Source organism: Massilia sp. CFBP9012 (assembly GCF_034045115.1).
In the GTDB taxonomy this organism is placed as follows: domain Bacteria; phylum Pseudomonadota; class Gammaproteobacteria; order Burkholderiales; family Burkholderiaceae_D; genus Telluria.
Map to the genome: position 1 here is coordinate 23,942 of NZ_JAXCWM010000015.1, position 14,899 is coordinate 38,840.

Sequence of the window (14,899 nt, forward strand, 5' to 3'; positions counted from 1 at the left end):
GATGGCGGCGGTATTCGAATCCACCCAAGCGACAGCGGCGGCGCCGGAACTGGACGCCTCGCTGCTCGACCAGATCGTCGAAGAAAGCCGCGTGGCGGCATCGAGCAGCGAGCACGCACGTGCGCGCGACCTGATCTCGGAGCTGGTGACCCAGGTGATGCAGGGGACGATGGTGATCTCGTCCAATCTGTCGGCGACCATCGACGCGCGCCTGGCGGAACTGGACCGCATGATCTCCGACCAGCTCTCGGCAATCATGCACGCGCCCGAGTTCCAGAAGCTCGAGCGCAGCTGGACCGGCCTGAACTACCTGGTCAGGAACAGCACCACGAGCGCGAACCTGCAGATCCGCATGCTCAATGCCAGCAAGCGCGAACTGGTCAAGGACTTCCAGTCGGCCATGGAGTTTGACCAGAGCACGATGTTCAAGAAGATCTACGAAGAAGAATTCGGCACCTTCGGCGGCGCGCCCTACGGCACCCTGATCGGCGACTTCGAGATCTCGCGCCAGCCCGAGGACATCTACTTCCTCGAGCAGATGTCGCACGTGGCCGCGGCCAGCCATGCGCCCTTCATCACCTCGAGCAGCCCCGAGCTGTTCGGCGTCGAAGGCTTCGGCGACCTGGGTAGACCGCGCGACCTGGCCAAGGTGTTCGACACCGTCGAATACGCCAAGTGGAAGGCGTTCAGGGAGTCGGAGGATTCGCGCTACGTCGGCCTGTGCCTGCCGCGCTTTTTGGGACGGTTGCCATACCACCCGCTTGATGGCATGACGACCGAAGGCTTCAACTATGTCGAGGACGTGGACGGCAGCGACCACTCCAGATACCTGTGGTGCAACGCGGCCTATGCCTTCGGCGCCCGCCTGACGCGCGCCTTCGAGGATTATGGCTGGTGCGCGGCGATCCGCGGAGTCGAGGGAGGCGGCCTGGTGGAAAACCTGCCGACCCACACCTTCAAGACCGACGAGGGCGAAGTGGCGCTGAAATGCCCGACCGAGGTCGCGATCACCGACCGCCGCGAGAAGGAGCTGTCGGACCTTGGTTTCATCTCGCTGGTGCATTGCAAGAACACCTCGTACGCGGCCTTCTTTGGCGCCCAGTCGGCCCAGAAGGCACGCAAGTACAACAACGAGGCGGCCAATGCCAATGCCGTGCTGTCGTCGCAGCTGCAGTATATCTTCGCCGTCTCGCGCATCGCCCACTACATGAAGTCCATGATGCGCGACAAGATCGGCAGCTTCGCCGCCGCCTCCAACGTCGAGGATTACCTGAACCGCTGGCTGACCCAGTACGTCCTGCTCGACGATAACGCGAGCCAGGACCAGAAGGCGCAGTTCCCGCTGCGCGAGGCCAGCGTGCAGGTGTCCGAAGTGCCGGGCCGCCCCGGCGTGTACCGCGCCGTGTCCTTCCTGCGCCCGCACTTCCAGCTCGATGAACTCTCTGTTTCGCTCCGTTTGGTCGCGGAGCTGCCGCAGTCGACCAAAAGCTAGAACCCTTATTAACTTACTTGGAGTAGAACATGGCAATTGACGTGTACCTGCAGATCGACGGGATCAAGGGCGAATCGATGGACGACAAGCACAAGGACTGGATCGAGTGCACCTCGGTGGCGTGGGGCGTGAGCCAGCCGCGTTCGGCCACCGCGTCCACTGGCGGCGGCCACACGGCCGAACGCTGCGAACACCAGGAGATCGCACTGACCAAGTTGGCCGACCTGGCGTCACCGATCCTGCTGCAGACCTGCTCGGCCGGCAAGACGATCCCGAAAGCCAAGCTGGAGTTCATGCGCGCCGACGGCCAGGGCGAGCGCATCAAGTATTTCGAGATCGAGCTCGAGAACGTCCTGATCGGCGGCATCAAGCCCAGCGTCGCCGAAGGCAGCATCATCCAGGAATCGGTCGGCCTGAAGTTCTCGAAGATCAAGTGGAAGTATACCCAGCAGAAGGTCACCGGCGGCGCCGGCGGCAACACCTCAGGCGGCTGGGACCTGGCGGCCAACAAGGTCGTCTGAGCGGCGTTCGCCGTTCTTGTGCGCGCGGCGGCTGCGCGTTTTCCATCAGCCCGCCGCGCATCCAATATTCCCCGGGAGGCACCATGAAAGGCTTCACACCGGGCTTGCTCGACCGCCTGATGGTCGACGAGGGCGCGGCCGGCGCCGCGCTGGGCGTCGAGCAGCTCAAGGACAGCGTCGCGCGCGACCTGGAAGCCCTGCTCAATACCCGCATCGCGCTGGACGTCGCCCACCTCGAAGGCTATCCCGCGGCGCGCACCTCGATCCTGCACTACGGCCTGATCGACTTCGCCGGTTTCTGCCTGACCAGCAGCGTCGACCGCGCCGCCGTCTGCGCCAGCATCGAGGATGCGATCGCCACCCACGAGCCGCGCCTGCTCGATGCGCGCGCCGTGCTCGAACCCGAGGCGGGCGACGTCAACCGCCTGCATTTCGCGATCCACGCACGTCTCGCCGTCGACGGCCTGCTCGAACCGGTCAACTTCAATGCGGTGCTGCAGCCGTCGTCGCTGCACTACGAGATCAACCGCACCGCCCGGCCGCCCAGGGGCTGACCGGCGGCGCCACCACGCCATTACAATAAGGGAGCCACGATGGACATCAACCTCAAGACGCTCATCTCCAAGCTGAACGACACCACCCGCGCCGCCGCCACCCGCGCCGCCAGCATCTGCATGGGGCTGGGCCAATACGAGGTCGACGTCGAGCACCTGTTCCTGGGCCTGATCGAGCAGCCGGGCAGCGACCTGGCCGCGATCGCGCGCCAGTGCGACATCAGCCTGACCGGCCTGGAAGCCGACCTGCGGCGCGAAGTGGGGCGCTTCGCCACCGGCAGCGCACGCACGCCGGTGTTCTCGCGCCATTTGCCGCTGCTGTTCGAGCATGCCTGGCTGATCGCGTCTCTGGGCACGGGCCAGCCGAACCGGATCCGCAGCAGCCACCTGCTGCTGGCGCTCTTGACCGAGCCGTCGCTGGCCCAGCTGGCGCAGCGCGCATCAAAGCTGTTCGCGCGCTTCCCGCTCGACCGCCTGAAACACGACCTGGAACGTTTGACGCGAGGCTCGCTTGAATCGCCCGCGCTCGACGCGGAGGAAGTGGTGGACGCCGGCCCGGACGCAGCGTCCGACCTGACCCAGGCCGCCGCCCGAGCCACGCCGGCCCTGGACCAGTACACCACCTGCCTGACTGCGCGCGCGCGCGACGGCAAGGTCGACCCGGTGATCGGGCGCGACATGGAAATCCGCCAGGCGATCGACATCCTCATGCGGCGGCGCCAGAACAACCCGATCCTTACCGGCGAGGCCGGCGTCGGCAAGACCGCCGTGGTCGAGGGCCTGGCGCTGCGCATCGCCCAGGGCGACGTGCCGGATGTGCTGAAGGGCGTCGAGATCCACACGCTCGACATGGGCCTGCTGCAGGCCGGGGCCAGCGTGAAAGGCGAGTTCGAGAACCGCCTCAAGAACGTCATCGATGAAGTGAAAAAGAGCCCGCACGCCATCATCCTGTTCATCGACGAGGCCCATACGATGATCGGCGCCGGCGGCACTGCCGGCCAGAACGACGCGGCCAACCTGCTCAAACCCGCGCTGGCGCGCGGCGAGCTGCGCACGATCGCGGCCACGACCTGGGGCGAGTACAAGAAGTACTTCGAGAAGGACGCCGCGCTGGCGCGCCGCTTCCAGGTGATCAAGGTCGAGGAGCCGGACGAAGACACGGCGTCGGCCATGCTGCGCGCCATGGCGCCGCTGATGGAACAGCATTTCGGCGTGCGGGTCTACGACGATGCGATTACCGAAGCGGTGCGCCTGTCGCACCGCTACATCAGCGGCCGCCAGCTGCCGGACAAGGCGATCAGCGTGCTGGACACCGCCTGCGCCAAGGTGGCGCTGGGTCAGAGCGCCACGCCGGCGCTGCTGGAAGACTGCGTGCGCCGCATCGAACGGCTGGACGCTCGCATCAGTGCGTTGACCCGCGACGCCAGCGCCGGCGCCGACCATGCCGAGGTGCTGGCGGCGCTGGGCCAGCAGCGCGGCAGCGCCGCCGCCGAGCAGGAGATGTTGCAGCGCAGGTGGGAAGAAGAGCAGGCGCTGGCCGGCCAGATCGGCAAGTTGCGCGCCGAACTGGAAGCCTCTGGCAGCCGGAGCGAGAACAGCGGCGCGAAGGATTTGCGCGCGCTGAACGAAGCCCTGCGCGCGCTGCAGGGCGAAGCCCCGCTGGTGCCGGTGCAGGTCGACGGCCACACGGTGGCCGAGATCGTCGCCGCCTGGACCGGCATCCCGCTGGGCCGCATGGTCAAGGACGAGATCCGCACCGTGGTCAACCTGAAATCGATGCTGGACGAGCGCATCCTGGGCCAGGGCCATGCGAGTGACGTGGTGGCCCAGCGCGTGCGCACCGCGCGCGCCAACCTGGACGACCCGAACAAGCCGAAGGGCGTGTTCCTGTTCGTCGGCACCTCGGGCGTGGGCAAGACCGAGACCGCGCTGGCGCTGGCCGACATCCTGTACGGCGGCGAGCGCAAGCTCATCACGATCAATATGAGCGAATACCAGGAAGCGCACAGCGTCTCCGGCCTGAAGGGCTCGCCGCCGGGCTATGTCGGTTATGGCGAGGGCGGGGTGCTGACCGAGGCGGTGCGGCGCAATCCCTATAGCGTGGTGCTGCTCGACGAGGCCGAGAAGGCGCATCCCGACGTGCTCGAGATGTTCTTCCAGGTGTTCGACAAGGGCGTGATGGACGACGCCGAAGGACGCCAGATCGACTTTCGCAACACGATCATCATCCTGACCTCGAACGCCGGCTCGAGCCAGCTGATGGCCGCATGCCTGAATAAGCCGGCGAGCGAGCTGCCCACGCCCGAACAGCTGTCCGAACTGCTGCGGCCCACGCTCATGAAACACTTCAAGCCGGCCTTCCTGGGCCGCCTGGCGGTGGTGCCGTTCTACCCGATCGGCGACGAGGTGCTGGCCAATATCATCCGCCTCAAGCTGGCCCGTATCGGCGCGCGCGTGCTGGACAACCACAAGGCGGCATTCGAGTACGACGAGGCGCTGGTGGAGGCCGTGTTGAAACGTTGTACCGAGGTCGATTCCGGCGCCCGTAACGTCGACAACGTCCTGAACGGCACCTTGCTGCCGGAGATCGCCGACAGCGTGCTGGCGCGCATGGCCGATGGCGGCGGTATCGCCCGCGTGAAGGTCGGCGCGACGAAGGCCGGCAAGTTCAAGTACCTGATCGAAGCAACACAGTCCTGAGGAGGGCGCGATGATGGACATCGATGCATTGCTGGCGCCGATCGCGCCGGAGAATCCCTGCGGCGCCGACCTGGCGTTTTCACTCGAGGTCGACGAGATCGCGCGCGCGCGCCTGGCCGACGATCCTTCGCTGGAGCAGGGCGCATGGGTGACGGCGCTCAAGGAAGCCGACTGGAAGCTGGTCGGCAAGCGCTGCACCGGCTTGCTGCAGACCCGCAGCAAGGACTTGCAACTGGCCGTGTGGCTGGCCGAAGCGAATGCGAAGACCGGCGGCATGCGCGGCCTGGCCGAAGGCCTGGGGCTGGTGGCGGCGCTGTGCGAGCGCTACTGGGAAGGGCTGCACCCGCAGGCCGATGAGGATGGCTTCGAGCGCCGCATCGGCAACCTGTCCTGGCTGGCGGGGCGCATTGCGCCGCTGGTCAAGACGATGCCGCTGGCCGAGAACGGCGTGCTGACGCTGCAGGCCTGGGAAGTCGCGCGCGCGAAGGGGCCGGAAGCGGTGGCCGAGCTGGACACGGCGCGTGCGCGCAGCAAGGGCGCCTTCGTGCAGGCGCTGCTGGCCGATTGCGAAGCCTGCCTGGCGGCCTTGCAGGAACTGGAGCGGGTAGTCGACGGCCAGCTCGGCGCCGATGGGCCGGGCTATAGCGTCGGGCGGGCCGCGCTGGGCGACGTGGTCGACTTGATCAAGCCGGTGGCGATGGCGGGAGCGGCGTCGACGCCGACCGAGGCGGCAGCCGGCGGCAGCGTCACAGCACTCGCGCTGCCGCTGAGGGTCGACGGGCAGGTGGCGCACCGCGACCAGGCACTGGCCCAGCTGCGCCAGGTGGCCGAATTCTTTCGCCGCACCGAGCCGCACAGCCCGGTGGCCTACCTTGCCGAAAAGGCCGCGCGCTGGGGCGAACAGCCGCTGCACGCCTGGCTGCGTTCGGTGATCAAGGATGACGCCTCGCTGGCGCGGCTGGAAGACTTGCTTGGGATCGAACATCCGGCGCCGTGACGCCGGATGTGCACGGGGGCGGGTTACTCGGACTTCTGCGCCTTGCCGGCGCCCGGCGTCACGATCGAGCTGGCCCGCTCGAACTGGGCTTCGACGGTCTGCACCGCCTGGCGGGTGGCGTTGGTTACCTGCTCATAGCCCTTGAAGGCATTCTCGATCGCGGCCTTGATGATCTCGACCGCGTTCTCAGAACCCGGCTTGACGTTCTGGGTGACGTCGTAGATCAGCGCCGACAGCGTGTTCTTCGTTTCCGCCACGTGGGCATCGGCGGCGCCGCGGAACTCATCGTGCATCTCGTCGATGATGGACTTGAGCTGGGTCGCGTACTCGGTGGCGTTGGTGACGCCGGCGGCCGGCTGCATGCGTGCGGCCAGGGTGTCGAAGGCGGCTTTCGGATTGCCGGCCTTGGTGGCTTCGGCCATGCTGCGGCCGGCGGCCATCGTGCTGTCGACCGAGCTTTTCGCCGCGTTCAGGTTGAGGGCGACGACCTGCTCGACGCCTTTGACGGTCTTGCCGGCAAGGGCGTTGAAGGTCTGCATCTGCAGGTCGAACAGGGTTTTTGTGGCGTTTGCGAACTGCTCCGGGCTGGTAAACATAGGTGTCTCCTCAGTGGATGCTCTGTTATGTAATGAAGTTTGGCGGCGATGTTTGTCAAAACGCCGCCTCTTCCACTTTCATTATTTAACAACAATGAGTTTTTCGCAACGCATGTCCCGATAGGGACCGTTTGATTTTTCCCAGCCTTCACCCAGCGGGGTTTGGGAACAGGCCAGTTCGCCGGTGAGCTTGCTGCGCCACTGGTAATAGGGCGCCGGCCCGGCCAGGGCCGAGGACAGGATGAGGACGAGTGCCAGCCCGAGGGCCGCGGGTCGGATAATCTGCATGGGGCTATGCTCGGACGTTCTCGACTGCAAGTCAAGCGCCGCTTGAGCTTCCCATAGTGGGAAGGTGTATGCTTGGGTCGGGAAAAGGTCGGGAAAAGGTCGGGAAACAACGGGAGAATGACCATGCAGTCCACAAGCCTGAACATCGGCGACGCCGCCCGCGCTTCGGGCGTGACGGCGAAAATGATTCGCCATTACGAATCGATCGGCCTGGTGAAAGCGCCGCGCCGGACCGAAGCCGGATATCGCCTGTACAGCGAACAGGACGTGCGGGTGCTGCAATTCATCCACCGCGGTCGCGCACTCGGGTTTTCGCTGGGCCAGATCAGGGAATTGCTGGCGCTGTGGGAAGATAAACACCGGGCCAGCGCCGACGTGCGCGCGATGGCGCTGGCGCATATCGCCGAGCTGGATCGCAAGATCGCGGAAATGGCAGCGATGCGCAGGACGCTGGAAAGCCTCGCGACATCCTGTCATGGCGATGCTCGATCGGATTGTCCGATCCTGGACGATCTGGCGACGCAATAGATAGCAGGGCGTACAACGCAAAACGCCGTAGTCCTCATGAGAAGGCTACGGCGTTTTGCGGGACGAGAAGTCCGGAAAAACAAGGTAGATTTTGGTGCCCACGGAGGGACTCGAACCCCCACACCTCGCGGCACATGGACCTGAACCATGCGCGTCTACCAATTCCGCCACGTGGGCACTGATACAACCGTATAACGATACTGCTTTTACAAGCAGGTAGATTTTGGTGCCCACGGAGGGACTCGAACCCCCACACCTCGCGGCACATGGACCTGAACCATGCGCGTCTACCAATTCCGCCACGTGGGCACTGAAACAACCTTACAACCAGAAAACGTTGGTGCCCACGGAGGGACTCGAACCCCCACACCTCGCGGCACATGGACCTGAACCATGCGCGTCTACCAATTCCGCCACGTGGGCGTTTTCTGTACTACAAACAACCTGTCAATTTGTTGGTGCCCACGGAGGGACTCGAACCCCCACACCTCGCGGCACATGGACCTGAACCATGCGCGTCTACCAATTCCGCCACGTGGGCACTGCAAACCAACTCTGCTACAATAGCAGGCTTTGTCATTTTCCGCTAGATCAACATTTCTAGATCATTACGCAAAACACACCGCTTACCACTGCTGCTTTCTTCGCTTCGTCGTTGCCGCCGTTGCTGAAGAGAGCGAGATTATAGCGGATGATTTTCAATAGTCAAAGACCCACGATGAAGTTCTGATCGGGGCAATGAATATATTCCAGGAACATCCCGCAGCACGCCACGTTAGGCGAATCGGATGGACCTCCGTTACACTACGCCTGTCAAGGTGTCAATCAAGCTGGCTGCCGCCTATCCATTCATGCGCGGCGCTATTACTGACCAAGAGAAAAAAGAAACGATTTGAAGCAACCTACTCATACCATTCCAAGCCGCGAGGAAATCCTCGCAGTCTTCCGTGACGCCACCGACCCGCTCGATGCGGCCGGCCTGGCACGTGCCCTCGAGGTCAAGCCCGCCGCCCAGGAAGTCCTGGGCCGCCGCCTGAACGCCATGGAGCGGGACGGCCAGATCCGCTCCGACCGTAGCGGCACTTATATGCTGGCCGACCATTCCGCCTTCGTGGCCGGCAAGGTCGCCGCGCATCGGGACGGATTTGGATTCGTGATCCCGGACGAACCAGGCCCCGACCTGTTCCTGTCCGACCGCGAGATGCAGAAAGTGCTGCACGGCGACCGCGTGATGGCGCGCGTGACCGGCACCGATCGCCGCGGCCGTCCAGAAGGCTCGATCGTCGAAGTCGTCGAGCGCGCCAACACCCACATCATCGGGCGCCTGCTCAATGAAGGCGGTGTGTGGATCGTCTCGCCCGAAGACCAGCGCATCGCCCAGGACGTCCTGGTATCCGGTTCGCCGGGCAAGGCGCGCGCCGGGCAGGTGGTCAGCGTCGAGTTGCTCGAGCAGCCGGGACGCTTCCAGAAGCCGACCGGCCGCATCGTCGAAGTGCTCGGCGAACTGGACGACCCTGGTATGGAAATCGAGATCGCCGTGCGCAAGTTCGGCGTGCCGCACGTGTTCTCGCCGCCGGCACTGAAACAGGCCGCGCGCCTGCCAAACGAAGTGATCGATGCCGACCTGGCCGACCGCGTCGATCTGCGCGATGTGCCGCTGGTGACTATCGATGGCGAAGACGCGCGCGACTTCGACGATGCGGTCTACTGCGAGCCGGTCAAGATCGGCGCTACCCGCGGTTATCGCCTGCTGGTCGCGATCGCCGACGTCAGCCATTACGTGAAGCCGAACGACGCGCTCGATGCCGACGCCATCGAGCGCAGCACCTCGGTGTATTTCCCGCGCCGCGTGATCCCGATGCTGCCCGAGAAGCTGTCCAACGGGCTCTGTTCGCTGAACCCGCATGTGGACCGCTGCACCCTTGTGTGCGATATGGTGGTCACCGAGGACGGCGAAGTCACCGCCTACCAGTTCTACCCGGCCGTGATGCACTCGGCGGCGCGCCTGACCTATAACCAGGTGGCCGACATCCTGGCCGACACCGACGGCCAGGAAGCGCAACAGCGTCCGGGCATCGTGCCGCACCTGCTGAACCTGAACGGGGCCTTCCGCTCGCTGCTCAAGGCGCGCCAGGAGCGCGGCGCGATCGATTTCGAAACCACCGAAACCTATATCGTTTGCAATCCGCTGGGCAAGATCGAGAAGATCATCCCGCGTACCCGCAACGACGCGCACCGCCTGATCGAGGAGTGCATGCTGGCCGCAAACGTGTGCGCCGCCGACTTCCTGCTGCGCCACAAGCACCCGGGCACCTTCCGCGTGCACGCGACGCCGACCGAAGAGAAGCTGAACCAGTTGCGCACCTTCCTCAAGCAGGTGGGCCTGAACCTGGGCGGCGGCAACAAGCCGGCCGCGCGCGACTACGCCGCGGTGATGCAGCAAATCCGCGAGCGTCCCGACGCGACCCTGCTGCAGACCATGCTGCTGCGTTCGATGCAGCAGGCCGTCTACAGCCCGGACAACGTCGGCCACTTCGGCCTGGCATACGAGGCCTACGCCCACTTCACCAGCCCGATTCGCCGCTATCCCGACCTGCTGACCCACCGCGCGATCAAGGCGATCCTGCTGGGCAAGCGCTACGAGCCGAAGGGTATCGAGCTGGGCAAGCTGAATTCGACCCAGTCGAATTCGGCGCGCAAGCAGGCGGCCAAGGACAAGGCCGACGGCAAGCCGCAGAAGAGCGAAAAAGACCTGACGATCTGGGACGCCCTCGGCGTGCACTGTTCGGCCAACGAGCGCCGCGCCGATGAAGCTTCGCGCGACGTCGAGAACTGGCTCAAGTGCTTCTTCATGCAAGACAAGATCGGCGAAGAGTTCACCGGCACGGTCGCCGGCGTCACCACCTTCGGCATCTTCGTGCAGCTCGACGAGCTGTTCGTCGAAGGCCTGGTGCACATCACCGAGCTGGGCGCCGATTACTTCCAGTACGACGAGGCGCGCCATGAACTGCGCGGCGAGCGTACCGGCCAGCGCTACCAGCTGACCGACCGGGTCACCGTGCGCGTGGCGCGGGTCGACCTGGAGTCGCGCAAGATCGACCTGACGCTGGCCTCTGCGCCGGCGGCGCTTGAGGCGGGCGAGGGCGCTGGCCGCAACAAGGGCGGGCGCAATGAAGGTCGCGGTAATGAAGGCCGCAACGAAGGTCGCAACGGCGGCAAGAAATCACGTGGCGGACGTGGTCGTGGACCGAAGCCATCCGCACCGGCCATCGTCCAGGCGGCAGCAGCCGTGCCGACGCCGCTCGAGCGTGCGCGCCAGGTGGCGCAGGATGCGATGGAAGTGCCGGCGAAGGCGCCGAAGTCGCGCAAGGCCCGGGCAAAAGCCAAGGCCCTGGAGCGTGCCAATGCAGCGGCAGCGGCGCCGGTAGTGGAAGTACCGGTAGCTCAGGCTCCAGTGGTTCAGGCTCCGGTAGTCAAGGCTCCGGTAGTCGAAGCTCCGGTAGTCAAAGCTCCGGTAGTCAAAGCTCCGGTAGTGAAAGCTCCGGTAGTGAAAGCTCCGGTAGTGAAAGCGCCGGCACCTGCCCCAGCGCCGGTCGTCCAGGCCAAGGTCGAAGCACCGGTAGCGGCAACGCCACCAGCCCGCAAGCCGCGCGCCGCCAAGGCCGCCGCCGTTCCCGCGCCGGCACCTGCAGCAGCGCCGGTCGAAGCGGCTCCAGTCAAGACGCGCGCCAAAAAAGCAGTTGCCAAGCCGGCGCCTGTGGCGGAAGTCGTCGTGGCCGCTCCTGCCAAGAAGGCTGTAGCGAAGAAAGCCGTTGCGAAGAAAGTCGTCGCCACCAAAGCCGTAGCGACCGAGCCGGTCGCGAATAAGGTCGTCGCAACGAAAGCCGTCGCAACGAAGGCAGTCGCCAAGAAGGCCGCCGCGCCACGCAAGGCGGCCGCCAAGGCTGTCGCCGCGCCAGTGGCTGCGCCAGCCGCCAAGAAAGCGGCCAAGACCGCATCCAAAACCAGCAAGAAAAAAGCACCTGAAAGCGATTGAGAAGTAGCAAATGAAAAATAAAATGATTTTCGGCTTCCACGCCGTGACCTCGCGCCTGCGTCATGAGGCGCAGTCGGTGGAAGAGATCTTTGTCGATGCCGAGCGCAATGACGGCCGCATGAAAGACCTGATCGCCAATGCCAAGGCAGCCGGCGTACGCGTGATGCCGGTCGATGCCGCGCGCCTCGACAAGATCACCGGCACCCGCCGCCACCAGGGCGTAATCGCCTTCGCCAGCCAGCTGGCGCTGGCGCGCAGCCTGGACGAGCTGCTCGACGCCATCGAGGGTCCGCCGCTGCTGCTGATCCTGGACGGCATCACCGATCCGCACAACCTGGGCGCCTGCCTGCGCGTGGCCGACGGCGTCGGCGCGCATGCGGTCATCGTGCCGAAGGACCGCGCGGTCGGCCTGAACGCCACCGCTGCCAAGGTCGCCAGTGGCGCCGCCGAGACGGTGCCCTACATCACCGTCACCAATCTGGCGCGTACCATGCGCGAGCTGAAGGAACGCGACATCCTGCTCATCGGCACCTCGGACGACGCCGACCGTGGCCTGTACCAGGCCGATTTCACCGGTCCGGCCGCCCTGGTCATGGGCTCGGAAGGCGAGGGCATGCGCCGCCTGACGCGCGAAACCTGCGACGTGCTGGTCAATATCCCGATGTTCGGTTCGGTGGAAAGCCTGAACGTGTCGGTCGCCTCGGGCGTCTGCCTGTACGAAGCGCGCCGCCAGCGCATCGCGCGCGAAGGCTGATCGGCCAGCGTGCTACTTGGGTTCCCGCACTGCGCGGGAGCGACGGGTTTGAGCAGGTGGCCGGAATCGTGTTGCTGATGTTCCCGAGCGCCAATTAACGTCGTTCCCGCGCAGGCGGGAGCCCAAGTCATTCGCTCTGCCGCAAGCCATCCACACCCCACAGTTTTACCTCTCCCACAAGCATTCCACCCCCGGATCGGCTACCATGAAAGTCGTTCCCTCCGAAGCACCACCATGTTTTTCTCACGACTACGCGAAGACATTCGCAACATCATCGAGCGCGATCCCGCCGCCCGCAACGGCTGGGAAGTGCTGACCTGCTATCCGGGCCTGCACGCCATCGTCGCCCACCGCTGGGCCCACGCCTGCTGGCGCATGGGCCTGAAATGGCTCGGCCGCTTCATCGCCCACCTGGCCCGCATCGTCACCGGCATCGAGATCCATCCCGGCGCCGCGATCGGCCGCCGGGTGTTCATCGACCACGGCTTCGGCGTGGTGATCGGCGAGACCGCCGTGATCGGCGACGACTGCACCATCTACCAGGGCGTCACGCTGGGCGGCACCACGCTGGTGGCCGGCACCAAGCGCCATCCGACGCTCGAGCGCGGCGTGATCGTCGGCGCCGGCGCCCAGGTGCTGGGCGCCTTCACGGTCGGCGAGTACGCCAAGATCGGTTCCAACGCGGTGGTGGTCAAGCAGGTAGCAGCCGGCGCCACGGCGGTCGGCAACCCGGCCCACATCATCCAGAAAGAAGACCAGTCGCGCAGCGCGCGCATGTTCGCCGCCTATGGCGTCACGCCCAACGGCGACGACCCGCTGTCGAAAGCCCTGCGCGGCCTGATCGACCACGCCGCGCGCCAGGACGAGCAGATCGAACGCCTCACCGACACCATGCGCGCCGCCGGCCTGTGCTGCCCGCCGGTGCAGGAGGGTGATAAACTCGACTCGGAACAACTGAACCGCCTGGTAGATTAAGTAGATTAAGGAATCGCATGACAAACGAAGCGACTGGCGGCATCGACGCCGCAGCCGTGCTGGACCCGGTCGAACTGCGCGTGCTGGCCGTGCTGGCCGAGAAAGAAGCGCTAACCCCTGATAACTATCCGATGTCGCTCAACGCGATCGTGAACGGATGCAATCAATTGTCGAGCCGCGATCCGGTGATGCAGCTGTCCGACGACATCGTCCTGGATACCCTGCAGCGCCTCACCGAACGCAAACTCGTCAACGCCATCTCGCAGGCCGGCGCCCGCGTCGTGAAGTACGAACACCGCATGCGCATCAAGTGGACGCTGGAGCAGGACAAGCTGGCCGTGCTCACCATCCTGATGCTGCGCGGCCTGCAGACCGCCGGCGAAATCCGCACCCGCAGCGGCCGCCTGCACGAGTTCAAGAGCGTGCAGGACGTCGAGACGGCGCTGCAGTTCCTGATCGATAAATACCCGCCGCTGGTAGTCAAGCTCGATCGCGCGCCGGGCACCAAGGAATCGCGCTACGGCCAGCTGCTGGGCGGCGAGATCACCATCGTCGCCGGCAGCGAGCAGACCTCGTCGGCGTCCAGTGGCCAGACCCAGGGCGGCCGCATCGCCCAGCTCGAAGAAGAAGTCGCGTCGCTGCGCGCCGAGATGGAAGAGCTCAAGGCGCAGTTCGAGGCGTTTCGTCAGCAGTTCCAGTAATACCGGTGTCTGCTGGCGCGAATTCGAACTGGATCAACGCGTCGTCGCTCCACCTCGAGTCATACAGGGGAACGCTGTAGCTTTTACCGCTGAACTCGATATTCCCGCTGCGCGCACCGTCTTCCAGGTAGGCCTTGCCGATGGTGTGCGCGGCGCGGTACGTGAAGCGGGCTTTTTTATCCTTCATGAAGCCGCACCAGTCGTTGCTGAGCAGCAGGCTGTTGATGGTTAGGGTCCACATCAGTCCGATTTCTTCCTTGGCCATCGCGACCCGTACCTGGCATTCCAGCCGCAGGTCGCCCAGCCTGCGCACATGTTCCGGCAGCCCCGGCGTGCGTACGCTCGGCTCGATACGGTAGTCGCGGCGCTTCTGGTTGAGTACCAGCTCGCTATTGGCGTCCAGGGCCGGCTCGCTGCGCGGCATCAGGATTTCGCCTTCGGCGTCGAGCAACAAAGGCAGCATGAAGCCCTCGTCGCCCTCGAGCCGCGCCACCGGCGCCAGTCCGGTGTCGGCCTGGCGCCGGCGTTCGACCCGGAAGCGGAGCGCGTCGACGCCCGGCGCCAGGCGCCGGTGCTTCTCGAACGCGTCCATCCCTGCCACGATCACCTTGTACTTGCGTGCTTCGGCATCGCGGATCGCATTCACGTGGACGGTGTCGGGGTTGCCCGGCGCGCTGGTCTGGCCCGCGCCGGCCGCGCCCGGCGCGCAACAAGCGAGCGCGGCGCCGATCGTCATCAGGAGGATGACGCGCATCGC

At 65.3% G+C, this 14,899-nt stretch carries 12 protein-coding genes, 4 tRNA genes and 1 pseudogene; 10 read left to right on the plus strand and 7 right to left on the minus strand.

Annotated elements, in window-relative coordinates; genetic code table 11:
* The first annotated feature begins 1 nt into the window (after position 1).
* From tssC to tssA, 5 genes are all read left to right on the plus strand, one after another.
* The gene (gene tssC / locus SOM61_RS22110) at positions 2-1,492 is read left to right on the plus strand and encodes a type VI secretion system contractile sheath large subunit (protein ID WP_320476079.1); all 1,491 of its coding nucleotides are present in this window, start codon (positions 2-4) and stop codon (positions 1,490-1,492) included.
* A 29-nt stretch (positions 1,493-1,521) separates the two neighbouring features.
* Positions 1,522-2,013, plus strand: a complete 492-nt coding sequence (locus SOM61_RS22115; protein WP_123067557.1) for an Hcp family type VI secretion system effector — start codon at positions 1,522-1,524, stop codon at positions 2,011-2,013.
* 83 nt (positions 2,014-2,096) lie between these two features.
* Positions 2,097-2,567 (plus strand): type VI secretion system baseplate subunit TssE, encoded by a 471-nt coding sequence (tssE, locus tag SOM61_RS22120; RefSeq protein ID WP_320476080.1) that lies wholly within the window; start codon positions 2,097-2,099, stop codon positions 2,565-2,567.
* Positions 2,568-2,606: 39 nt separating this feature from the next.
* Positions 2,607-5,267, plus strand: a complete 2,661-nt coding sequence (tssH, locus tag SOM61_RS22125; RefSeq protein WP_320476081.1) for a type VI secretion system ATPase TssH — start codon at positions 2,607-2,609, stop codon at positions 5,265-5,267.
* Between the two features lie 10 nt (positions 5,268-5,277).
* Positions 5,278-6,264, plus strand: a complete 987-nt coding sequence (gene tssA / locus SOM61_RS22130; protein ID WP_320476082.1) for a type VI secretion system protein TssA — start codon at positions 5,278-5,280, stop codon at positions 6,262-6,264.
* Between the two features lie 23 nt (positions 6,265-6,287).
* Here tssA and phaP read toward each other — a convergent pair whose 3' ends face one another.
* Positions 6,288-6,860 (minus strand): TIGR01841 family phasin, encoded by a 573-nt coding sequence (phaP, locus tag SOM61_RS22135; protein ID WP_320476083.1) that lies wholly within the window; start codon positions 6,858-6,860, stop codon positions 6,288-6,290.
* Positions 6,861-6,941: 81 nt separating this feature from the next.
* A complete protein-coding gene (locus SOM61_RS22140) occupies positions 6,942-7,148 on the minus strand; it encodes a hypothetical protein (RefSeq protein ID WP_147935086.1) in 207 nt (68 codons plus the stop codon).
* A gap of 138 nt (positions 7,149-7,286) precedes the next feature.
* Between SOM61_RS22140 and cueR the strand changes: the two genes are divergently transcribed.
* Positions 7,287-7,676: a Cu(I)-responsive transcriptional regulator gene (gene cueR, locus SOM61_RS22145; protein ID WP_320476180.1), complete on the plus strand. Its 390-nt coding sequence runs from the start codon at positions 7,287-7,289 to the stop codon at positions 7,674-7,676.
* Between the two features lie 92 nt (positions 7,677-7,768).
* Here the strand turns inward: cueR and SOM61_RS22150 are convergent.
* From SOM61_RS22150 to SOM61_RS22165, 4 genes are all read right to left on the minus strand, one after another.
* Positions 7,769-7,853: transfer RNA gene (locus SOM61_RS22150), tRNA-Leu, on the minus strand.
* 47 nt (positions 7,854-7,900) lie between these two features.
* Positions 7,901-7,985 (minus strand) — tRNA-Leu (locus tag SOM61_RS22155).
* Between the two features lie 29 nt (positions 7,986-8,014).
* Positions 8,015-8,099, minus strand: a tRNA-Leu gene (locus SOM61_RS22160).
* 33 nt (positions 8,100-8,132) lie between these two features.
* Positions 8,133-8,217, minus strand: a tRNA-Leu gene (locus SOM61_RS22165).
* A 351-nt stretch (positions 8,218-8,568) separates the two neighbouring features.
* Here SOM61_RS22165 and rnr point away from each other — a divergent pair.
* The 4 genes and pseudogenes from rnr to SOM61_RS22185 form a co-directional block, all read left to right on the plus strand.
* Positions 8,569-10,791: pseudogene (rnr, locus tag SOM61_RS22170) on the plus strand (ribonuclease R); the annotation flags it as partial.
* Positions 10,792-11,722: 931 nt separating this feature from the next.
* On the plus strand, positions 11,723-12,466 hold the full coding sequence (rlmB, locus tag SOM61_RS22175) for a 23S rRNA (guanosine(2251)-2'-O)-methyltransferase RlmB (protein ID WP_320476084.1): 744 nt from the start codon (positions 11,723-11,725) through the stop codon (positions 12,464-12,466).
* Between the two features lie 234 nt (positions 12,467-12,700).
* Positions 12,701-13,441, plus strand: a complete 741-nt coding sequence (cysE, locus tag SOM61_RS22180) for a serine O-acetyltransferase (protein ID WP_320476085.1) — start codon at positions 12,701-12,703, stop codon at positions 13,439-13,441.
* Positions 13,442-13,458: 17 nt separating this feature from the next.
* On the plus strand, positions 13,459-14,142 hold the full coding sequence (locus SOM61_RS22185; RefSeq protein ID WP_320476086.1) for a YceH family protein: 684 nt from the start codon (positions 13,459-13,461) through the stop codon (positions 14,140-14,142).
* On the opposite strand, the gene SOM61_RS22190 is transcribed toward SOM61_RS22185, so the two are convergent.
* Positions 14,102-14,896 carry a hypothetical protein gene (locus SOM61_RS22190; protein ID WP_320476087.1) on the minus strand — a complete coding sequence of 265 codons (795 nt, stop codon included), beginning with the start codon at positions 14,894-14,896 and terminating at the stop codon, positions 14,102-14,104. The two genes, SOM61_RS22185 and SOM61_RS22190, sit on opposite strands and share 41 nt — an antisense overlap.
* Positions 14,897-14,899 lie beyond the last annotated feature (3 nt).